This window comes from Novosphingobium sp., from assembly GCF_031417815.1.
Classification (GTDB): domain Bacteria; phylum Pseudomonadota; class Alphaproteobacteria; order Sphingomonadales; family Sphingomonadaceae; genus Novosphingobium.
Window position 1 is genome coordinate 94,614 of sequence record NZ_JANOWI010000015.1, and the last position, 20,351, is coordinate 114,964.

A 20,351-nucleotide genomic window follows, 5' to 3' on the forward strand; every position below is an offset into this window, starting at 1 on the left:
TCTTGCTATCCTGGACCCGGTTCGGAGCCAGCCGCGGTGCGGTGGTCCCAACCCCATGGAATCTCGAAATCAGGCGGCCTATACGCGCGCTGTACGGGCACCTCAAGCGCCTCTAGGGGAAATTTTGTTGGCGCGACAAAACATCTAGGTTCCACGCTTTGCCGATTATCGAAAGGTCAGGGGTAAAAATGCAGGACGAAGACGTTCTTGCCGAGTTTCGCGCCAGCAAGGCATTGCTGGAAGGGCATTTTCTGCTCTCGTCGGGTCGCCACAGCGCGCATTACCTGCAATGTGCACGGGTGCTGGCCGATCCGATGCGCGCCGGAAGACTGGCCGAAGCGCTGGCATCGCGGATCCCCCGCGATCTGCGCCGCGACATTGCCAAGGTGGTTTCCCCGGCGATGGGCGGGGTAATCATCGGTCACGAAATGGGGCGCGCGCTGGGGGTCGAAGCGGTGTTCGTCGAACGCCCGGAGGGCACGTTCGAACTGCGCCGCGGCTTCACCATCGAACCGGGCGAAAAGGTGCTGATGGTCGAAGACGTGGTCACCACCGGGCTGTCGAGCCGCGAAGCGATTCGCGCGATCGAGGCCGCGGGCGGCGAAGTGATCGCGGCTGCGGCGCTGGTCGATAGGTCTGCCGGTTCGGTCGATCTGGGCATTCCCTTCTTCCCGCTGATCGCCATCAGCTTCCCCACCTATGCCACCGATGAACTGCCGCCCGAACTGGCGGCAACACCGGCGGTGAAGCCGGGGAGCAGAGTGAAGCCGTGATTCCAAGCCGCCTCCGCCTTGGCGTGAACATCGATCATGTAGCCACGATCCGCAACGCGCGCGGCGGGGGTCATCCCGATCCGGTACGTGCGGCCGAGATCGTTGCGGCTTGCGGCGGCGACGGGATCACCGCGCATTTGCGTGAGGACCGCCGCCATATCCGCGATGAGGACCTCGCCCGGATCCAGGCCGCCACCAATCTCCCGCTCAATCTCGAAATGGCGGCGACCGAGGAAATGCTCGAGATCGCGCTGCGCCACAAACCGCACGCCGCCTGCATCGTCCCCGAACGGCGCGAGGAGCGCACCACCGAGGGCGGGCTCGATGCCGCTGGGCAGCACAACCGGCTCTATCCGCTGGTCCAGCGGCTCAGCGATGCGGGGATCCGCGTCAGCCTGTTCATCGCCCCCGATGAGCGCCAGATCGAAGCGGCGATGCGGCTGAAAGCCCCGGTGGTGGAACTGCACACCGGCGAATATGCCCATGCGACCGGCGAAGCGGTGGCGACCGAGCTGCGGCGTCTGGCCGAGATGGCCGCACTGGCCGTCAAGAACGGGATCGAACCCCACGCCGGCCACGGGCTGACGTACGAGAACGTCCAGCCGGTCGCCGCGATCCCGCAGCTGGCCGAGCTCAACATCGGCCATTACCTGATCGGCGAGGCGATCTTTTGCGGGCTGGAACCGGCGGTGCTGCGGATGCGCGAACTGATGGATGCGGCGCGGTGATCCTCGCCATCGGCTCTGACCTCTGCAATATCGACCGCATCCAGGCCTCGCTCGACCGCTTTGGCGAGCGGTTCGAGAACCGCGTCTTCACCGAAGTCGAGCGCGCCAAAGCCGCGCGCCGTTCGTTCACCAAGGCCGGGACGCTGGCCAAGCGCTTTGCCGCCAAGGAGGCCTTTTCCAAGGCGGTCGGCACCGGGTTCAAGGCCGGGGTGTTCATGAAGGACATCGGCGTGGTCAATGCCCGGTCGGGCGCGCCGACGCTGCAGCTCACCGGCGGGGCCGCCGCGCGGCTTGCCAGCATCGTTCCCGAAGGCCATGAGGCCGTGATCCATCTGACATTAACGGACGACCACCCATGGGCGCAGGCCTTCGTGGTTATCGAGGCCCGCAAAACGTGACCGAATCGACCAGTTCCCTGCCTGAAATCGCATCCCCCGCTGTGCCACCTGCCGATCCGCCTGCCGCGGCCGAGGCCGTGCGTGCCGACGAAACCAGCGAAGATACCGGCCCGCCGCTGGACTGGGTGGGCGAGATCCGCGGGCTATTCTGGATGCTGTTCGCGGTGCTGACGTTCCACAGCTTCATCGCCAAGCCGTTTTACATTCCCTCGATCTCGATGATGCCCAACCTCTTGGTGGGCGACCGGCTGGTGGTATCGAAATTTCCCTATGGCTGGAACTGGGCTTCGGCCAGCTTTCACGTGCTGCCGCGCGGCACCCGGCGGGTACTGGCGGGCACGCCGCAATACGGCGACATCGTGATCGTGGTGCCGCGCAACCGCACCGACGATCTGATCAAGCGTGTGGTTGCCTTGCCGGGCGACCGGATCGCGGTGGTCAACGGCCAGATCGTGCTCAACGGCCAGGCCGTGCCGCAAGCGGTCGAGCCCGATCTGCAACTACCCGCCGATCCTAACCTCAAATGCGATGATCGCGCGGTGGCCTATTATTGCTACGAGGAATTCGGGCGCTTCATCACCACGTTGCCATCGGGCCGCAAGGTGCTGGAATTGCCGACCTTGCGCGAAACCATGCCCAATGGCGCAACCTATCTGGTCATCAAGGACAAGGTCGATCCCGAGGCCGACAACTTCGCCGAGATCACCGTGCCCAAAGGCCACGTGTTCCTGATGGGGGATAACCGCAACCATTCGGCCGACAGCCGCTTTCCCACCTGGCGCGATGGGCTGGGCGGGCCGGTGCCGCTTTCGGACGTGGGCGGGCGCGCCGAATTCATCACTTTCTCGCTCGATGGCGAACAGCGCGGCGATCCGCTGTCAATCTGGAATTCCTTGCGCCCGGGCCGTTCGTGGACCAGCCTGCGCCCGGTCCACATCGTGAAAGACAAGTGATGGCACCGGCCAAGTCCCGCTCTCCCCGCGCGCCCAAACCCAAATCTGGCGCCGAAAGCGATCACGCCGGGCCGACCGACATCACCGATCCCCTGATCCGCACCGAGGCCAAGCGCGCCGCTGTGTGGCTGGGCATGGCCGCGCTGCTGGTGCTGACAATCTATCTGGCCCAGCCGCTGCTGGTGATTTTTGGTGGGATGGTGTTTGCCGCAATGATCGATGGCGGCGCGCGGCTGTTGGGCCGGGTGCTGCCGATCGGGCGCGGCTGGCGGGTCACCATCGTGCTGGTGCTGGCCGTTGCTTTCCTCGCCTGGGTAGCGATGTTCGCCGGCACCCAGATCACCGCCGAAGCCGCGCAGTTGCCCGGCATCATCAAGACCCAGGCCTTCAAGTTCGCTGATTGGCTGCAATTGCAGGGGGTCAAGTTCGAAACCCAGTCGCTCAGCGGGCTGATCGACAAGGCGGTGGGCGGCGTAAGCCAGCTGACCAGCGCGGTCGGCGGGGTGATCGGCGCTTTCACCACCGCCTTTCTGATCGCCGTGATGGCGATCTATTTCGCGCTCGAACCGCAACTTTACCGGCGCGGCTTCGCCTGGCTGTTGCCGCTGGGTGAGCGCGAACACTTCGAAGGCACCGCCACGATCATGGGCAAGACCCTGCGGCGGCTGCTGGCGGGGCGCTTGCTGGGGATGGGGATCGAAGGCGTGGCCACCTGGTTCCTGTTGGCGGGCTATGGCGTGCCGATGGCGGGCCTGCTGGGCCTGCTCACCGGGCTGCTCGCCTTCCTGCCCAATATCGGTGCGCCGATTTCGGGAGCGCTGATGATCATGGTCGGCTTTTCAGGCGGGGCCGAAATGGGGCTCTACTGCGCGATCGTCTATGTTGTGGTGCAAGTGGTCGATGGCAACATCATCGTACCGATGGTAGCCAAGCGTACCGCCGATCTGGCCCCGGCACTGGTGCTCGGCGCGCAGCTGATCATGGGCGCACTGTTTGGCCTGCTTGGCCTGATGCTGGCCGATCCGCTGGTGGCGATGATCAAGGTCGCGCTGGAACGCCAATCCGAACGCAACGAAGAAGCCGGGTGAAACGTGGCGCGCAAGTTTCTCTATGTAGTTGCTATTTTGATCGCGCTGTTCATCGGCGCGCGGATTGCGCTGGGGTTCTTCCCGCAGCAGCTCACCCGTCTGACGCTTGAGCCAACCAGCCGGTTCGAACCGCAACCGGTGCTGGCCAGCAATGCCTATGCCGATCCGGCGCTGTGGCTTTCGCGCCCGGGCATTACCGGCGAAGACCCGGCGCGCTGGACGCCCGAAGGGTTCGTGCCCGATGGCCCGCCGATTGATGCGGCGGTGTTCTTCATCCACCCCACCACCTACCTCAAGCGCGATCACTGGAACGCACCGCTGGATGATGCCGATGCGCTGAAATTCGCGCGTGTGGTGACCCGCGCCAATGCCAGCGTGTTCGGCCGCGCCGGCGAGGTATGGGTGCCGCGTTATCGCCAGGCCACGATCGGCGCGTTCGTTTCCGACAAGCCCGAAGCGCGCCAGGCGCTCGATCTGGCCTATGCCGATGTCGCCCGTGCCTTTGACCTGTTCATCGCCGCGCAGCCCGCTGGCCGACCGATCGTGATCGCCGGGCACAGCCAGGGCTCCTACCTTGCCAAGCGGTTGACCGAGGACAAGATCGCCGGCACCCCGCTCGCCGCGCGGCTCGTGGCGGTCTACGCGATCGGCTGGGTGGTCGATCCCGCTCAGGACTTGCCGCGGATGAAGCTGCCGGCCTGCGCCGCAGCCGATCAGGCGGGTTGCGTGATCAGCTATCTGACCTTTGCCGATCAGGCCGATGTTGCGATGATGCGCGATGCCTATCGCCGCTTGGCCGGCGGCGCGGCCGCGCAGGCCACGCAGATCCTGTGTTCCAATCCGCTGACCGGCGGCCTGGGCGGATCAGCCCTGGCCGCCGCGAATATTGGCGCAATCGTCCCTGATGTGACAATGCAAAGCGCCAAGGTGACGCCCGGGCTGGTCGGCGCGGCCTGCGCCGCTGATGGCACCCTGCGGATTGGCGAAGGTCCGGATATGGGTCCGTTCGTGCTCCCCGGCGGTAACTATCACATCTATGATTACGCGCTCTACTGGACCAACCTGCGTCAGGATTTTGCGCGGCGGGTAGCGGCATGGCAAGCGCGCCGTTGATCACCACCCTGGCTGCCGAATTTCGCGAGCGCCTGCCCGCAGGCGGCGCGCTGATGGCACTGGATCTTGGCACCCAGACCATCGGCACCGCTTTTTGCGATGCGGGCTGGCGCTTTGCCTCGCCCGGCAAGACGCTGAAGCGCCGCAAGTTCGGTGCCGACCGCGAGGCCCTGGCGGTGCTGGTGGACGAACGCAGCGTGGCTGGCGTGGTGATCGGCCTGCCGCTCAACATGGACAGCTCCGAAGGGCCGCGCGCGCAATCCAGCCGGGCCTATGCCCGCAACCTCTCGGCCGCGCTTAGCCTGCCGATCCTGTTGTGGGACGAACGCTGGTCCACCGCCAGCGCGGCCAGCGCGCTCATCGCGCAGGACATGAGCCGTGCCCGGCGCGCGACGCGGATCGATGCCGCCGCCGCCGCGGTAATCTTGCAAGCCGCGATCGACGCTTTGACGGGCAGCGCCTAACCCGCCAGTTCGGCGCGGCGCGCGCGGGCTTCCATCGCCACCAGCCGGCTGCCACAATTTTCGGCCCGGGCCCATAGCGTGTCGCGCGCTCCCGGATCGCTATCGCGCCCCGCCAGCGCATCGAAGGCGACCAGCCGCAACCGGTCACTAGGGTGGCGCAGGGCAAAGCGCTCCGCCAGATCAAGCGCCGCTTCGCTGCCCAGCCCCACCGCCACGCGCAGCAGCGCCTGGCTGGGAGTGGGCGAGAGCATCGCGGCGATCGTGCCGCCCTCAAGATCGAACTTGTACTGATCGCACCAGTCCTGCACGGCATGGGTGTGCATGATGTTGAGCGAGACCGACAGAGTGTCTGCGGGTAGCTGCGCGTGGACATCGTGATTAGCGCGGTAAAGCTGGATCTTGCCCTGCTCCAGCCGCGCCCGCTCGATGAATTTGAGCGAGGCGACCGGCTCGCCGCGCCAGCCGTCCACCGCTTCGAAATCGTACTCGTAATAGTCGCTCCAGTACCCCGGCCCGAAGTAGCCGAGCGTCAGGAAGTTGAAGTTGTGATCGTGCGGCAGGCCGATCGCGAAAGCCGCATCGCCGCTGGCCCGCACCATGTGCTCACCCGCCGAGGGCCAGATATTGGCGCGGATGAAGAATTGCCCCTGCGGCGGAACCAGCATCACCACCTGCGGGCCATAGGCATTGCTCAGCCCATCCCCGTTGTGACGGCGCGCCAGTTCCTCGATCAGGATGTCGCCCAGAAAATGCTGGTCGTTGCCCAGCCGCCGCAGCCAACGCGCGGCATGATCGAGGCTGCCTGGGTCGAGCGGATCGAACCCGCTGGTGTTCAGGGCATCGCGCACTTCGGCAAGCGTGGCGACTTCGGCATCGGCGATGTCAAGAACCAGCGGCATCAAGCAATCCCTTCCAGCTGCGGATAGGCCTCAATCAACTGCGCGCGCAGAGCCCCGGCGGGCGCGGCCAGCGGATCTTCGGCGCGTCCCGCGATCCGGCACAAGGAGGCAAAGCCGGTGGCGGTATCGAGCCCAAGGCATTCCTTGAGCGATTGCCAGCGCAGCGATTGACCCGCCTCTTCCTCGGCCATCGCCGCCAGCAGCGGCGCCGCATCGCTGCGCCCCATCCGGCCAAGCAGCGCTGCCGCCAGCTCCAGCCGGGTCTCACGCGGGCTGGCGGCGGCTTGGGCGATGAAGCGGCCATCGGCCAGGCCATATTCGCGGGTCAGCGCGCCGCCTGCCTCCCTGCGCTGCAGCCGCAACAGGACCAGCGGGGCGTCAAGCGCCGTGATCATGCGGCATTGCTCGCCGCTGTTGCGGTGCAGGCATTGGCCCGGCTCAAGTCGCAGCTCCTCGCTGTCGAGATCGGCACCACCGGGCCGCATCGCGCGCAAGCTAACCAGCTTCGCCGCGCCGCTGCCCGCCAGAATGCGCTCGTGCAACTGGCCGGGCGCGAAGGTTACGCTGGATGCGGGCCGCTGGCGCGACAGACCGACAGGATCGAGCACCTGAACGCTCAGCGCTGCCCCGCCGCCAGTGCACAGCACCAGTGTGGCCGACTGATCATCAGCATAGTGGCGCAGCGGCACCGCCCCCAGCGGATGCTGGCCAAGCGCCGCGACCAGCGGATCGATCAGCCTTGCGATCAGCGCCCCGGCCATCGGGTCAGCCGGATCGAACAGGGCCGCAAGTCCATTTTGTGCGGCAAGCTTGGCCCCCTGGCTGAAGGCCTCGAAATCGCTTTCGATCTGCCGCACCAGCGCGCTTTCACGCCACTGCGCGATTGCCCCACCAAGCGCATCGTGGGCAAGCTGCTGCGGAGCCGGATCGCTCCGCAGCGCCAAAAGATCCGGGTGGATCGCCATCCTGATTGCCCCGCTCAGGGCTGGATCAGCCGTTCGTAGACGAACACCATCATGATGATCACGGTATCATCGTTGCCGGCCTGGCCGGGCTGAAACAGGCTGCCAAAAGCGGCGGTCAGGGTGTTAAGATCGGGCAAGGCCGAAATATCGATTTTGGGCAGATTCATGGCAGTTCCCTCTGGTTGTAGGCAGCGAAGCAAGTGCACCCCGCGGCGACCAAGCTGCGCAGGAGAAGGCCCGGGTTTGAAATTAAAAGATTGTAATCGGGCCTTGGCAGCAGCACACAAGCGCCCATGAATGCCCCGGATTCCGCTCCTCCGCCGTTTGCCATGCCGCCCGGTTTCGTGTTCGATCCGGCACGCGCCGTCAGGGGCATGGGCCGCCATGGCCACGGCGGCTGGCTGGGGTTTGACTATCACGCCCACGGGCCCGACTGGGTTGAACTGATGCTGCCATGGCGCGAAGAGCTGGTCGGCGTGGCCGAAACCGGCGTGCTGGCATCGGGTCCGATCATCAGCCTGATGGACAATGCCACATCGATGTCGGTCTGGACGGTGGCAGAACGCTTCACCCCGCATGCCACGCTGGACCTGCGGGTCGATTACATGCGCGCGGCGGTGCCGGGCAAGACCATCATCGGGCGCGGCGAATGCTACAAGCTGACCCGCACCATCGCCTTCATTCGCGGCGTTGCCTATGACGAGGATCTGGACGATCCGGTGGCCCATGTCACCGGAACCTTCATGGCCACGCACGGAACCTATCTGTGAGCAGCCCGCTGCCACCTTATGCCCAGGCGCTGGGAATCGCGCTCGATCATGACGAGGACGGCGTCCCGATCCTGTACTTTGACTATTCCGACCGCGTCGCCGGGCGGCCTGGTTTCCTGCATGGCGGCGCGATGAGCGGCCTGATGGAAATGGCCGCGATCGCTGCCTTGCGCCATGAACTTGACCGGCGCGGCGAGTCGATGAAGCTGAAGCCGGTCAATGTCCAGGTCGAATTCATGCGCGGCGGGACCCAGCAGCGCACCTTTGCAATGGGCACGGTAACCCGCGCTGGCCGCCGCGTGGCATTGGTCAATGCCGAGGCCTGGCAGGATGATCGCAGCAAGCCGATCGCATTGGCGCAGATGAAACTGCTGCTCAGCCCCGACGAATGATCACAGTCAGTCCGCGGACAGCAGTGACCGGCTGATCGGCCAGCGCGCGCAAGGCATCGGCGCGGGCCAGGGCCAGGATTGCCGGCGCCACAGCGGGATCGTGAATGACCAGATCGGCGCTCGCCAGCCAGCGCGCCTGGCGCAGGGTGAGATCATCGGGATCGCCACTGGCAATGGTGAATTCGGCGCGGGTATCGGTGCCGGCCGGTGGCACATCGCCGTGCAACCATCCCCCAAAGCGATCGGCATCGAACTCGTCCAGCGGATCAGCGATGCCGCCGCGGGTCAGTGCCCGGTCGATCTGGTGGCGCCGCTCGGCCATGGCGGGCCAGCGTCTGCGCATGGCATCGCGCGCCGCCCCCAGCGCTGCGGCCAATTGCCCCAAAGATTGCGGCAACACGGCTTCAAGCCGCATCCGCAGCGCCTTGGCCAGCCCCGCCGAAACCCCGCCGGTACCGACCGCGACCAGCACCGCGCCGCGCTCAAGCAGGCTGGGGACGGTGAACTGGCACAGGTCTGGCCGGTCGACCACGTTGACCAGCACGCCGCGCGCCTTCAACCGCGCTGCTGCGTCCTCGGGCGCATCGCGCGCGATGAAGGCGAACGGGGCCAGCGCCGCTTCGTCGTTGCTGACAATGCCCCCGGCCCGCTCCACCAGTCGCCGCTTGGCCGCCGCCGCCTCCCCCTCGCCCAGCACGATCACCGTCTGTCCGGTGATGCGGTGGTAGAGCGGCAGGCTGTGCATCACGTCAGCCAGTCCGGCACGCGTTCGGCTGCGCTGATCGCTTCGGGCAGAATCCGGTCGGCCACCACGGCAAATCTATCGCCATCGACCATTACTTCGCAGATGAAACCGCGGCTGTTGTAAGACGATGCCATGGTCGCGCCATAGGCCCCGGCGGTGCGGAACACGGCCAGATCGCCGGCCTCAATCGCATCCATCTCGCGGCCCATGGCAAAGGTATCGCCGGTCTCGCAAATCGGGCCGACCACTTTGGCCTCCATCCGGCTGCCAGTGGGCACGACCGCATCGATTTCGTGCCAGGCACCGTACATCGCCGGGCGCGCCAGATCGTTCATCGCCGCATCGACGATGACGAACGGCGCGCCGTTGCCGCTGCGCTTGACCCGGATCACCCGGGTCAGCAGCACGCCGGCATTGCCGCAGATCACCCGGCCCGGCTCGAACATCAAGGTCACGTCCCAATCTGCGCAGACCCGCCCGACCATCTGGCCATATTCTTCGGGCGAAGGGAATATCTCGCCCGCCTTGTAAGGCACGCCAAGCCCGCCGCCGAGATCGGCATGGGTGACGGTCTGGCCTGCACTGCGCAATTCGGCGATCAGCTCACCCAGCTTGACGAACGCGTCCTCAAGCGGCTGCAGTTCCTGCAGCTGGCTGCCGATGTGCACCGCGAGCCCACGCATATCGATCCCGGGCAGGCCCGCAAGCCGCGCATAGATCTCCGCCGCACGGTCAATCGGCACGCCAAACTTGTTCTCGGCCTTGCCGGTCGAAATCTTCGCATGCGTGCGCGCATCGACATCGGGATTGACCCTGAGCGCGCAAGCCGCAACCTGTCCGCGCGCAGCCGCCAGCGCCGCCAGCTCCACGCCTTCTTCCTCGCTCTCGATGTTGAACTGGCCGATCGCGGCATCCAGCCCCTGCACCATTTCGTGTGCCTGCTTGCCCACGCCCGAAAAGACGATGTCGCTTGCAGGCATCCCGGCGGCCAGCGCGCGGGCCAGCTCGCCGCCCGAAACCACATCGGCGCCCAGCCCCTCGCGGGTCATCACCTTGAGCACGGCAAGGTTGGGATTGGCCTTGATCGCAAAGGCGATGTGCGTGCGCGGAAGGTGCGCCAGCGCTGCCTTGAACACGCGGGCATGGCGTTCCAGCGTGGCGCGCGAATAGACGTAAACGGGGGTTCCGACGGCTTCGGCAATCACGCTCAGCGGCAGGTCTTCGGCGTAAAGAACGCCGTCCCGGAATTCAAAATGGTCCATGATTTTATGGCTGCTTTTCGTCTTCGGAAGGGGGCAGATCGAACGGGTCCTGGAGGCGCTCCTCCGACCGTTTTCGCAGTTCGACGCTGCGTTCCGGCGCAGCCTGGGGCGGAGGTTTGAGCAAAGTTCCCGCGCTCGGCTTGACCTCGGCCCCGAACGGCGCAACCGGGAGCGATTGGCCGGCGACAGGCTTGAGCGGCGCGGTTGCTCCGCAGCCGGCCAGGCCAAGAACCAGAACGGGCAGCACCCATGCACGCATCGCGTCTACTCCAGACCCAGCGCGAGGCGCGCTTCGGCCACGCGGGCCTTTACCTGATCCGGCGCGGTTCCGCCATAGCTGGCGCGCGAGGCCACCGAGGCATCGACCGAAAGCGCTGCAAAAACGCGTTCATCAATCCGGGAATCGATAGCTTGCAAATCGGTCAGTGGCACGGCGTCGAGCGCCAGCTCACGGCTTTCCGCCAGTTTCACCGCGGCGCCGGTGATGTGGTGCGCCTCGCGAAACGGGATGCCCGCCTGGCGCACCAGCCAGTCAGCCAGGTCGGTCGCCGTAGCATAGCCCAGTTCGGCGGCGGCGCGCATCCGTGTCGTGCGGAAGGTGGCGCCTGCGATCATCCCGGTCATCGCGGCGAGGCACAGGTCAAGCAGGCCCGCGGCCTCGAACACCGGCACCTTGTCGTCCTGCATGTCTTTCGAATAGGCCAGCGGCAGGCCTTTCATCGTCACCATCAGGCTGGTCAGTGCGCCAACAATCCGCCCCGAATGGCCGCGCACCAGTTCGGCGGCATCAGGGTTCTTTTTCTGCGGCATGATCGAGCTGCCGGTCGACAAGCTGTCAGGCAGGGTCACGAAGCCAAACGGCTGGCTGGCCCAGATGATCAGTTCTTCGGCAAGGCGCGAAAGGTGCAGCGCGCACTGCGCCGCGCTGGTCAGATATTCGATCGCGAAATCGCGGTCCGACACGCCATCAAGGCTGTTGCGGGTGGGAGCATCGAAGCCCAGCGCGCGGGCGGTGATGTCGCGGTCGATCGGGAAACCTGTTCCCGCCAGTGCCGCCGAACCCAGCGGCGACTGATTGAGGCGCACCCGGCAATCGGCAAAGCGCGACCGATCGCGCTGCAGCATCTCGTAATAGGCCATCAGGTGGTGACCCAGCGTAACCGGCTGCGCGACCTGCAGATGGGTGAACCCGGGCATGATGCTGGCGGCATGTTCATCCGCGCGCGTCACCAGCGCGATCTGCAGCGCCTTCAGCCCGGCCTCGGCCCCATCAATCGCATCGCGCACCCACAGGCGGAAATCGGTGGCCACCTGATCGTTGCGCGAACGTGCGGTGTGAAGCCGGCCTGCAGTAGCGCCGATCAGTTCAGCCAGCCGGCTTTCGGTGACCATGTGGATATCTTCCAGGTCCCAGTTTTCAGGCACGCCGTGGGCGGCATATTCGCCCGCGATGGTTTCGAGCCCGGCTGCTATCGCGGCGGCATCGGCTGCGGAAACGATGCCTTGCTGCGCCAGCATCGCCGCATGGGCCTTGCTCGCCGCGATGTCCTGACGCCACAAAGCCTTGTCGAACGGGATCGAGGCATTTATCTCGCGCATGATCGCCGAGGGTCCGCCTGCGAACCGGCCGCCCCACATCGCATTGGAGCTTACCTTGCTGTCCCGTTCCGTATCGTTATCCCGCTCGCTCAAGATCGTTGCCCTTGGCTGTGCCCTGTTGCTTGCCGGGTGCGATAGGCAAAGCGAGGACAAGGCGCAACCGCAAGCATCGCCCGCCGGTGCGGCCGAGGTCGGCAAGATCGACCGCAGCCACAAGGGTAGCCAGATGCCCGATTTTCAGCTCAAGGATCCCGCCGGCAAAGAACTCAACCTCGCCAGTCTCAAAGGCAAGCCGGTGCTGATCAACCTGTGGGCGACCTGGTGCGCACCGTGCGTGGCCGAACTGCCGCAGCTGGATCAGCTGGCGATCGATAACCCGGCGATCCGCGTGCTGACGGTCAATCAGGATATGGACAAGCTGGACAAGGTACCGGCGTTCCTGGCGCAAAAGGGCGGTGCAAAGCTTGAGCCATGGCTCAATCCCGACAATTCGCTGACCTTCCAGTTCGGCGCCGAAACGCTGCCTGCAACGGTCTATTACGACGCGGGAGGGCGCGAAGTGTGGCGTATCGTCGGTCCGCGCGAATGGCTGGATGCGGAAACGAAGGCGCTGCTGGCCGAGGCGAAGTAGGCGCAGACCTGGTATCGCTTGCGCCCGGGCGTTTTCGGTGAAGATGGGCCCGGGACCAAGTGGCTGTCGGGACCGGGATCGCTAAACCGAGAGCGTGCCCCGTCGCTTGCGCTCGGGAGATTTGCCGGCGAATGTCCCCCGGACCCAACTTAGGCCGGAACCGGGATTTGCAGGTGGATAGCGTGCCCCTTCGCTTGCGCTCGGGAGTTTTCGGGAAGATGTCCCCCGGACATCTTCTGATTCCGAAAACTGGTGGGCGCTGACGGGCTCGAACCGCCGACCCTCTCGGTGTAAACGAGATGCTCTACCAACTGAGCTAAGCGCCCGGCCCTAAAGCCAAGGTCTGCGCCCCTAGCCGAAGATGCCCGTGCTGCAAAGGGTCAAACGAGCCGCGCGGTCTGGCTGCCCAGATCGGCGAAATAGCGGGCCATGGCATCGGCCGCCTTGTCGGTCAGGGTGATGAAGGCGCGGCGGCGGTCAGCCTCGTCGTCGACCCGTTCGAGCAGGCCGGTGTCGATCATCTGCCCGATCCAGCGCAGCGCGGTGGTCGGCGGCACGCCCGATGCGATGCACAGGCTGGTCACCGATACGCGGGTATGTTCGGCGCGCGCGGCCGTGAGGTCGAGCAGCATGTCCCAGGCCGGATCACCAAACAGATCGCCATCGAAAAAGCGCGCGCGCGCCTGGCGCTGGCGGATGACCCGCCGCACCAGCCGCGGATCGGGCAGCGCCGGGCGCGTGGCGCGCACCAGCCGCGCCGAGCCATCCTCCGCCTCGGCCCCGGCAAAGGCCGGACGCGGGCTTTCAAACCGGAACGCGCTGTCACCGCCAGGGCGATCAACCGGCCCTTCGAGCCGTTCGAGCCGCTGGGCAATCTGGCTGACCTGTTCGGTAAGCCGCAGCAGCACCAGCCGGTCATCCTCAGAAAGTTCGCGCAACCGCTGACCCGAAAATTCGCCCAGCACGCGGCCCAGCGCAACCACCCGCTCGGCCCGGCCCGGATCGACCAGGATCTGTGCGCCGGATTGATCAAGGCATGCGAACACGTCTTCCAGCCCGGCAACACTGGTCGAGACGATCAGCCGCGTGCCGCTGTGCACCGCGCGCAGATCGAGCCGTGTCAGGGCGGCGAGCGCAGCGGCACCGGGCACCGGGCAATCGACCAGCACGACTTCACCCAGCGGCTGGGCTTCGCCTTCAAGCAGCCCATCAAGATCACCGCCTGCGGCAAAACGAAACCCTGCCGCTTCGGCATCCTCGCGCATCTGGCTGGCGAGGTGCGGACGATCGGCGAACACCGAAAGGCTGAGCGGCACGCCCGCAGCATCGTTGGCGGCACTGTCGTAAGCGAAATTCGGTTGGGCCATGGGTTCCGACTCCTGTTCCGAACACAAGTAGAACAAAACAGGTTCATGTCAAGATCAGCGGACACACGGTCTCGACCGCCGCCCAGTCAGTACTTTGATCCAGTATCGCGCGATCGCCAAATCCGAGTCGATAAATCCACAGTCGGCCAAGAACAGATTGCGATGAAACCAGTTCTTAAGGGCATGCACCCTAAGCAAACGCCGAAAGTATTACGGAGGGACTGGGGATGAGTGCCAAGCTATTTTTCCTGACCGGCCTGCTGGGTATCGGCGGCTATGTCGGTTACAAGGCGACCAGTTACGATCCGGCGGCCGTGCCCTATTCCAAAGCCGAGGTGCAGACCATGCTGGCCAGCGCCCGCACCACGATCCCGCGGCGCGACAACGATGGCAATATCAGCATCTGGGGCACCGGGCGCACCAGCGAAGGCGTGACCATGGCGATGCAATATTCCGCCGATGCTCCCGTTCTCGAATGCCGCGCGGTGATTACCGAAGTTGGCCCCAAGCAAAGCCGCGTTGTCGCCAATTGCGGCGCGGCCAACAGCACTTCGGCCATTGCCAACACGCAGGTGCTGCTGCTGGCACCGATGTTCGACGAGCACATCCAGTCCAAGTTGCAGGGCCGCGCGTTCGATCGCAAGCGCGCCCAAAGCAGGGAAATGGGCGTCGTGATGGGCAATATGGGCGGGATGCAGAAGGAAGCGCTCAAGGCGGCCGACCAAGTTTCCGGGTCGTCGTCTGGCAGTTCTTCAGACTGGGGCGCAAGCTCGCGTTCCGGTTCCAGCCCGTCTTCGGGCGGCTGGGGCGCCGATACCCCCAGCGGCAGCAAGTAAGATGAGCCTCATTCGTCTTGCTTTCCCGCTCACCAGCCTGGTCGTCGGCGGGGTGTGGATGGCCAGCGGTTCGTCGCAGGCCGAACTGGCCTTCGACCTTCCCGCCAAAGACGTGGTCCAGCGGATCACCGCCAGCCGCACCGTCGAGGGGACCGGAATGGGCAGCCTCAGGCTGTCGGGCTATGCACTGAACCCGCGCGAGGTGCGGATCACCGTTGCACGCGCAGGCACATCGGGCACGGTCAAATGCACGGTCAACGTGGCCGAGGAGAGCGCGACCAGTTCAAGCGCAGCACTCGATTGCACCCAGTCCAAGGCCAAGAACGCGACGGTCAACCGGCTGGGCGGCGAGGCGATGACGATCGTGGTCTCTGAACACGTCCGCGCCAGCGCGCTCAAACAGCCCTATGACATCGACGGTGTGGGCGACAAGATGCTGTCCTTCATGGCCCGCAGCGCCCCCGCGATGGCCGCGCAGAGGCAGCCGCCGGGGAAGTAGGCGGCGCTAACGCACCCCCTCAGCCCTGATCATCCGCGCCAGCATCCGCCGGGCGTGATTGCTGCCAACGTCGGTGGCGAGATCGAGCTTGCCCGGCCGGGCTTTGATGCCGGCATGCACGGCCGAAAGCACCACCAGGTCTTCGTTGAACGCCGCGATAAAATCCTCGGTCAACGCCTCGCTTTCGGCCAGATCGTCAGCCGCATAATTGCGCACCTGGAACCAGTAATAGCGGCAATTGTCGGCATCGACCGGCGTGACCAGATTGTAGCTATCGATCAGGAAGGTATCGGCATGCAGGCGGCCTTCGGGCGCGCCCGATCCGGCCGGGGCGACCACATCCTTGATCACGGCCTGTGCTGGCATCCGCACTTCGTAGTGCTGGAGCCGGTCAGCCCGGCCCGCAAACGGCACTCGCTTGGCAAAGAACGGGGCTAGATCGTTATCCAGCAGCCAGCGGGTCACGATCACGCGGTCCTCGCCCACTTCGGTCTTCACTGGCACCCCGGCGGTATCGGCATTGCCCAGCGAACTGGCGTGAACATAGGATACATGGCTAGGATCAAGCAGGTTGTCGGTCATCCACTGATAATGGCAGGCCACATCCATCGCCGGGCCGCAGTTTACTGCCCAACCCGCCTCGGCAAAGTGCGGCACGTCGATAATCGCAGCGGGATCGGCCTTTGCCGGCTCGCCCATCCAGATCCACAGCAGGTTCCAGCGCAGCGCAACGGGATAGGCGCGGACCTGCGCAGCCGGCGGAATCACATCCTGCCCGGGAATGTCTGTGCAGCGCCCATCGGCCCCGAACAGCATCCCGTGATAGCCGCAGCGCAACCCATCGCCGATCACGCAGCCCTGCGAAAGCGGCAGGCGGCGATGCGGGCACGAATCCTCCAGCGCGGCGGGCTGGCCATCGCTGGTCCGGAACAGCACAATGGCTTCTTCAAGAATGGTGCGCGCCAGCGGCTGATCGCACAGCTCATGGTCCCAGGCGGCGACATACCAGGCGTTGTTTAGATACATCTGGAACTCCTCAGCCCCGGAACGGATCGCGCACCAAAATCGTATCCTCCCGCTCGGGTGAGGTACTCACCAAAGCCACCGGCGTCTCGATCAGCTCTTCGATCCGGCGGATGTATTTGATCGCCTGGGCGGGGAGATCGGCCCAGCTGCGCGCGCCGGCGGTGGTGCCGCTCCAGCCTTCGATTTCCTCGTAGACCGGCTCCACTGCGGCCTGATCGGCGGCGTGGCTGGGAAAATAGTCGAGCACTTCACCGCGCAGCGTGTAGCCAATGCAGATCTTGATCGTCTCGAACCCGTCGAGCACGTCGACCTTGGTCAGCGCGATGCCGGTTACCCCGCTGATCGCGCAAGATTGCCGGGTGAGCACCGCATCGAACCAGCCGCAGCGGCGCTTGCGGCCCGTAACGGTGCCAAATTCGTGGCCGCGTTCGCCCAGCCGCTGGCCGGTTGCGTCTTCCAGCTCGGTCGGGAACGGGCCCGAGCCGACGCGGGTGGTGTAGGCCTTGACGATGCCGAGCACGAAACCCGCTGCGCTCGGCCCCAGCCCCGATCCGCTGGCCGCCGTGCCGCTGACCGTGTTGGAACTGGTGACGAACGGATAAGTACCGTGATCGACATCGAGCAGCACGCCCTGCGCGCCTTCGAACAGGATGTTCTTGCCGGCCTTGTTGACCTGGTCGAGCGTGCGCCACACCGGCTTGGCAAAAGGCAGCACGAAAGCGGCGATATCCCACAAATCGTCCAGCAGGCGCTGGCGGTCGATCGGGTCCTTGTCAAAACCGCGGCGCAGCGCATCGTGGTGCGCGCAGATCCGGTCAAGCTGCGGGCCGAGCGCGTCAAGATGCGCCAGATCGCAAACCCGGATCGCGCGGCGACCGACTTTGTCTTCATAGGCCGGGCCGATCCCGCGCCGGGTCGTGCCGATCTTGCCCGCACCGCTGGCATCTTCGCGCAAGGCATCAAGATCGCGGTGGAACGGCATGATCAGCGGGGCGTTTTCGGCCACCTGCAGGTTCTGCGGATTGATCTCCACCCCCTGCGCCTTGAGCTTGGTCACTTCATCGCGGAAGTGCCACGGATCAAGCACCACGCCGTTGCCGATCAGGCTTAGCGTGCCGGTGACGATCCCCGATGGGAGCAGCGACAGCTTGTAGACCTTGTCGCCCACCACCAGCGTATGCCCGGCATTGTGCCCGCCCTGAAAGCGCACCACGGCATCGGCCTTGCTGGCCAGCCAGTCGACAATCTTGCCCTTGCCTTCATCGCCCCACTGGGCACCGATCACGGTAACGTTTGCCATGGATAGAGTCCTACCCCTGCCGCGAGGATCCGCAAGCGCCCTTCGACAGGTCTCGGCGCGAGGGATGGACTGGAGGACCGCTGGCGGCCCGTTGTGCGGAGCGGCCCCTAAGCGGGGTTGCGCCGCCGAGTCAAGCGGGCAGAGCGGGTTTGCCGCACTGTTATCCTCAATCCCCGCTTAGCCGCGCGACTGCCTTTTCCAGCATGACCCGCACCTTGGGTTCGGGATCGAGTTTCAGGCCCTTGCGGCAGCCGGTAAGCGTCAGCTCTCCGGTCCAGCGCTGTGACAATCGGCGACACTTTGCGGCTGGCGCGTCAACAGATCCGAAATACCCTTTGCCGCAAAGGGAGTACACCATGCGGAAACAGATCATACTTTCGTGCGCCGCCTTGGCGCTGCTCGCCGGATCGCTGGCCGAAGCCCGCCCCGGCGGACGGCTTCGCGACCGGATCGGCGGCGATCAGGCGCGCGATCAGGTGCCGCAGCCGCCGGGCAAGCAAACGCTGCCTTATGGCAGCGACCGGCTCCAGAACCTCGATTTCTGGCCCGCGCAAAGCGGCAACAAACGCGCCCCGCTGGTGATCTTCGTTCACGGCGGCGGGTGGAAGCGTGGCAGCAAGGATACCGCTTCGGGATCGTACAAGGCCCCGCACTATACTGGCACAGGCTATGCCTATGCCGCGATCAACTATCGCCTTGTGCCCGAAGCCACGGTTGAAGATCAGGCCGCCGATGTGGCGCGGTCGGTGCGCTATCTGATCGATAATGCCGTGCGGCTGGGCTTCGATCCTTCGCGGGTCGTGCTGATGGGCCACAGTGCGGGCGCGCATCTGGTGGCGCTGGTCGGCACCGACGAGCAATACCTGCGTGGTGCCGGACTCAGCTTTTCAAACATTAACGGGGTGATCCCGATCGACGGCGCGGCCTATGACGTGGCCAAACAGATGGCCGATGGCGGCAACTTCATGCACGATACCTATCTGCAGGCGTTTGGCAGCGATCCGGCGCGGCAAAGCGCGCTCAGTCCCACATTGCAGGCCGCCAGCCCCAACGCGCCATCGTTTCTGCTGATCCATGTGATGCGCAAAGACGGTGTGGCGCAGAACAAGGCGCTGGAAACCGCGCTGCGCGGGGCTGGCACTGCAGTCCAGCGCCGCGAATTTCCCGGCATCGGCCTCAAAGGCCACGCCGCGATCAACCGCAGCCTGGGCGATCCAGCTTACGCCGCAACGCCGGTGGTGGATGCGTGGCTTAAGCGGGTGTTCGGGGTTTAGCCGAACGAGGTCCTCCCCATGAGCGGCATTCGCCAAAAATGGGGAGGATCTTCAGAGCTTCACCGCTTCGCCATCTTCCAGCCGGTGCGTACAGCCCAGCGCCTTGGCATCGCAGCCATCGCCCAGCGCAGCCACGGTTCGCCAGCCGATCGCGCGCAGGCGCGCGGCGTGGTCCGTGTCATGCCCCAGCGGCAGGAACAGCGTGTCGCGCGCGGGTTCGCTGGCGGCCAGTGCATCGATCAGCGCATCGGGATAGAGCGAAAAGCCGATTGCCGGTTCATCCGCGCGGGCGGCGGAATTGCTGTTGATCGTGTAGCTGCCGCCGCGCCCCAGCAGGCCCGGCAAGCCATCGGCATAGATCGTGAAGCCAAACCATGACTGGTATTCGAACCCGTGGCGCTCGCTGGGATCGAGCGTCAGCCGCGCCTTGCCCCCCAGCCGCGCGGCAATCACGCGCAGAGCGGCGATCCGGCTGGCCAGCGCGCCACTGGCATCGAACGCCGCCAGCTTCTCGATCGCCGCGTAGAACGGACCTATTGCGCTAAGCAGCGGCAGATAGGCCTCGCCCCCCGCAGCAACCAAACCGCCGGCGTCCTTGGCGTCAAGTTCGCGGCGCACGGCTTCGCATTTGTCACCATCCAGCGGCAGCGCATTGGCGGACAGCAGGTCGACCAGATCGGGCATGGTGAAATCGACCGTCAGGTCCTTGGCCCCGGCGGCCGACAGCGCTTCGATCGCCACCGCCACGATCTCGCTGGCAGCGGCCAGATTGTCGTTGCCGATCAGCTCGGCGCCGAGCTGCAAGCGTTCGCGGGTGGGATCGAGCCCATCACCCTTGATGGTCACCACTGGCCCCGCATAGCACAGCCGCAAAGGCCGCGCGGTGCCGGCCAGGCTGGTCGAGGCGATCCGGCCCAGCTGCGGGGTCATATCGCTGCGCAGCGCCAGCGTGCGCAAGCTGGCCGGGTCGACGAACCGAAACATCTTGCGCGCCCGGATCCCGGCCATCCGGCTGGCGAGCGAGCGTTCAAATTCAATCATCGGCGGCTGGACCCGGTCATAGCCGTGGAGGCCCAACACATCGAGAACTGCGCGCGTTACTTGCGCGGCAGCGGCGGCGGCGGGCGGAAGACGGTCTTCGAGGCCTTCGGGCAGCAGATCGCGGTCGGTTTCCATAGACAGGCCTTTAGCGATTGGAGAGGGATTTGCCATCTGCAAGAAAAGAATGGTTCACGCAGAGGCGCAGAGAAGGAAGGGAGGCGCAAAGGG

The 20,351-nt window shown here is 65.5% G+C and carries 24 protein-coding genes and 1 tRNA gene; 13 read left to right on the forward strand and 12 right to left on the reverse strand.

Translation table 11 applies throughout. The features are described 5' to 3' along the window. The first annotated feature begins 188 nt into the window (after window positions 1–188). Genes pyrE through ruvX form a run of 7 tightly spaced genes read left to right on the forward strand, consistent with a single transcriptional unit; the run spans window position 189 to window position 5,517 of the window. Window positions 189–773, forward strand: coding sequence for an orotate phosphoribosyltransferase (pyrE, locus tag RMN99_RS03475; protein WP_309621901.1), 585 nt, complete (start codon window positions 189–191; stop codon window positions 771–773). 23 nt (window positions 774–796) lie between these two features. Beyond that, entirely contained in the window at window positions 797–1,501 is a 705-nt protein-coding gene (locus tag RMN99_RS03480) for a pyridoxine 5'-phosphate synthase (protein WP_309621902.1), read from the forward strand. Next, on the forward strand, window positions 1,498–1,899 hold the full coding sequence (gene acpS, locus RMN99_RS03485; protein WP_309621903.1) for a holo-ACP synthase: 402 nt from the start codon (window positions 1,498–1,500) through the stop codon (window positions 1,897–1,899). The genes RMN99_RS03480 and acpS overlap by 4 nt, the downstream gene beginning before the upstream one ends. Further along, the gene (gene lepB, locus RMN99_RS03490) at window positions 1,896–2,852 is read left to right on the forward strand and encodes a signal peptidase I (RefSeq protein ID WP_409035228.1); all 957 of its coding nucleotides are present in this window, start codon (window positions 1,896–1,898) and stop codon (window positions 2,850–2,852) included. Before acpS ends, lepB begins: the two co-directional genes overlap by 4 nt. Beyond that, complete coding sequence (locus RMN99_RS03495; protein ID WP_309621904.1) at window positions 2,852–3,940, forward strand: AI-2E family transporter; 1,089 nt, start codon at window positions 2,852–2,854, stop codon at window positions 3,938–3,940. The genes lepB and RMN99_RS03495 overlap by 1 nt, the downstream gene beginning before the upstream one ends. 3 nt (window positions 3,941–3,943) lie before the next feature. Then, entirely contained in the window at window positions 3,944–5,053 is a 1,110-nt protein-coding gene (locus RMN99_RS03500; protein WP_309621905.1) for a DUF3089 domain-containing protein, read from the forward strand. Then, window positions 5,035–5,517, forward strand: coding sequence for a Holliday junction resolvase RuvX (ruvX, locus tag RMN99_RS03505; protein ID WP_309621906.1), 483 nt, complete (start codon window positions 5,035–5,037; stop codon window positions 5,515–5,517). The genes RMN99_RS03500 and ruvX overlap by 19 nt, the downstream gene beginning before the upstream one ends. On the opposite strand, the gene RMN99_RS03510 is transcribed toward ruvX, so the two are convergent. The 3 genes from RMN99_RS03510 to RMN99_RS03520 are packed head-to-tail and all read right to left on the reverse strand — an operon-like array spanning window position 5,514 to window position 7,548. Continuing rightward, complete coding sequence (locus RMN99_RS03510; protein ID WP_309621907.1) at window positions 5,514–6,416, reverse strand: transposase; 903 nt, start codon at window positions 6,414–6,416, stop codon at window positions 5,514–5,516. The genes ruvX and RMN99_RS03510 overlap by 4 nt on opposite strands. Then, the gene (locus tag RMN99_RS03515; RefSeq protein WP_309621908.1) at window positions 6,416–7,381 is read right to left on the reverse strand and encodes a hypothetical protein; all 966 of its coding nucleotides are present in this window, start codon (window positions 7,379–7,381) and stop codon (window positions 6,416–6,418) included. Before RMN99_RS03515 ends, RMN99_RS03510 begins: the two co-directional genes overlap by 1 nt. A gap of 14 nt (window positions 7,382–7,395) precedes the next feature. After that, the gene (locus RMN99_RS03520; protein ID WP_309621909.1) at window positions 7,396–7,548 is read right to left on the reverse strand and encodes a hypothetical protein; all 153 of its coding nucleotides are present in this window, start codon (window positions 7,546–7,548) and stop codon (window positions 7,396–7,398) included. A gap of 126 nt (window positions 7,549–7,674) precedes the next feature. Between RMN99_RS03520 and RMN99_RS03525 the strand changes: the two genes are divergently transcribed. Continuing rightward, window positions 7,675–8,151, forward strand: coding sequence for a PaaI family thioesterase (locus RMN99_RS03525; protein ID WP_405029535.1), 477 nt, complete (start codon window positions 7,675–7,677; stop codon window positions 8,149–8,151). Then, a complete protein-coding gene (locus RMN99_RS03530; RefSeq protein WP_309621910.1) occupies window positions 8,148–8,543 on the forward strand; it encodes a PaaI family thioesterase in 396 nt (131 codons plus the stop codon). Before RMN99_RS03525 ends, RMN99_RS03530 begins: the two co-directional genes overlap by 4 nt. On the opposite strand, the gene RMN99_RS03535 is transcribed toward RMN99_RS03530, so the two are convergent. From RMN99_RS03535 to argH, 3 genes are all read right to left on the reverse strand, one after another. Further along, complete coding sequence (locus tag RMN99_RS03535; RefSeq protein ID WP_309621962.1) at window positions 8,527–9,288, reverse strand: NAD(P)-dependent oxidoreductase; 762 nt, start codon at window positions 9,286–9,288, stop codon at window positions 8,527–8,529. The genes RMN99_RS03530 and RMN99_RS03535 overlap by 17 nt on opposite strands. Continuing rightward, complete coding sequence (gene lysA, locus RMN99_RS03540; protein ID WP_309621911.1) at window positions 9,288–10,550, reverse strand: diaminopimelate decarboxylase; 1,263 nt, start codon at window positions 10,548–10,550, stop codon at window positions 9,288–9,290. The genes RMN99_RS03535 and lysA overlap by 1 nt, the downstream gene beginning before the upstream one ends. Window positions 10,551–10,814: 264 nt before the next feature. After that, window positions 10,815–12,188 (reverse strand): argininosuccinate lyase, encoded by a 1,374-nt coding sequence (gene argH / locus RMN99_RS03545; protein WP_309621963.1) that lies wholly within the window; start codon window positions 12,186–12,188, stop codon window positions 10,815–10,817. Window positions 12,189–12,204: 16 nt separating this feature from the next. Here argH and RMN99_RS03550 point away from each other — a divergent pair, with 16 nt between their 5' ends. Next, window positions 12,205–12,780, forward strand: a complete 576-nt coding sequence (locus tag RMN99_RS03550) for a redoxin family protein (protein ID WP_309621912.1) — start codon at window positions 12,205–12,207, stop codon at window positions 12,778–12,780. Window positions 12,781–13,030: 250 nt separating this feature from the next. On the opposite strand, the gene RMN99_RS03555 is transcribed toward RMN99_RS03550, so the two are convergent. Next, window positions 13,031–13,106: transfer RNA gene (locus RMN99_RS03555), tRNA-Val, on the reverse strand. Between the two features lie 54 nt (window positions 13,107–13,160). Then, complete coding sequence (locus tag RMN99_RS03560; protein ID WP_309621913.1) at window positions 13,161–14,147, reverse strand: winged helix DNA-binding protein; 987 nt, start codon at window positions 14,145–14,147, stop codon at window positions 13,161–13,163. 227 nt (window positions 14,148–14,374) lie between these two features. On the opposite strand from RMN99_RS03560, the gene RMN99_RS03565 reads away from it, so the two are divergent. Continuing rightward, window positions 14,375–14,983: a hypothetical protein gene (locus RMN99_RS03565; protein WP_309621914.1), complete on the forward strand. Its 609-nt coding sequence runs from the start codon at window positions 14,375–14,377 to the stop codon at window positions 14,981–14,983. Window position 14,984: 1 nt separating this feature from the next. Then, window positions 14,985–15,482 (forward strand): hypothetical protein, encoded by a 498-nt coding sequence (locus RMN99_RS03570; protein ID WP_309621915.1) that lies wholly within the window; start codon window positions 14,985–14,987, stop codon window positions 15,480–15,482. Between the two features lie 6 nt (window positions 15,483–15,488). On the opposite strand, the gene RMN99_RS03575 is transcribed toward RMN99_RS03570, so the two are convergent. The 3 genes from RMN99_RS03575 to RMN99_RS03585 form a co-directional block, all read right to left on the reverse strand. Beyond that, on the reverse strand, window positions 15,489–16,508 hold the full coding sequence (locus tag RMN99_RS03575) for an aromatic ring-hydroxylating dioxygenase subunit alpha (RefSeq protein ID WP_309621916.1): 1,020 nt from the start codon (window positions 16,506–16,508) through the stop codon (window positions 15,489–15,491). Between the two features lie 10 nt (window positions 16,509–16,518). Then, a complete protein-coding gene (locus tag RMN99_RS03580) occupies window positions 16,519–17,808 on the reverse strand; it encodes an adenylosuccinate synthase (RefSeq protein ID WP_309621917.1) in 1,290 nt (429 codons plus the stop codon). Window positions 17,809–17,974: 166 nt separating this feature from the next. After that, entirely contained in the window at window positions 17,975–18,097 is a 123-nt protein-coding gene (locus RMN99_RS03585; protein WP_309621918.1) for a hypothetical protein, read from the reverse strand. Between the two features lie 67 nt (window positions 18,098–18,164). On the opposite strand from RMN99_RS03585, the gene RMN99_RS03590 reads away from it, so the two are divergent. Further along, entirely contained in the window at window positions 18,165–19,082 is a 918-nt protein-coding gene (locus RMN99_RS03590; protein ID WP_309621919.1) for an alpha/beta hydrolase, read from the forward strand. A 51-nt stretch (window positions 19,083–19,133) separates the two neighbouring features. Here RMN99_RS03590 and RMN99_RS03595 read toward each other — a convergent pair whose 3' ends face one another. Further along, the gene (locus tag RMN99_RS03595; protein WP_309621920.1) at window positions 19,134–20,258 is read right to left on the reverse strand and encodes an ATP phosphoribosyltransferase regulatory subunit; all 1,125 of its coding nucleotides are present in this window, start codon (window positions 20,256–20,258) and stop codon (window positions 19,134–19,136) included. Between the last annotated feature and the right edge of the window lie 93 nt (window positions 20,259–20,351).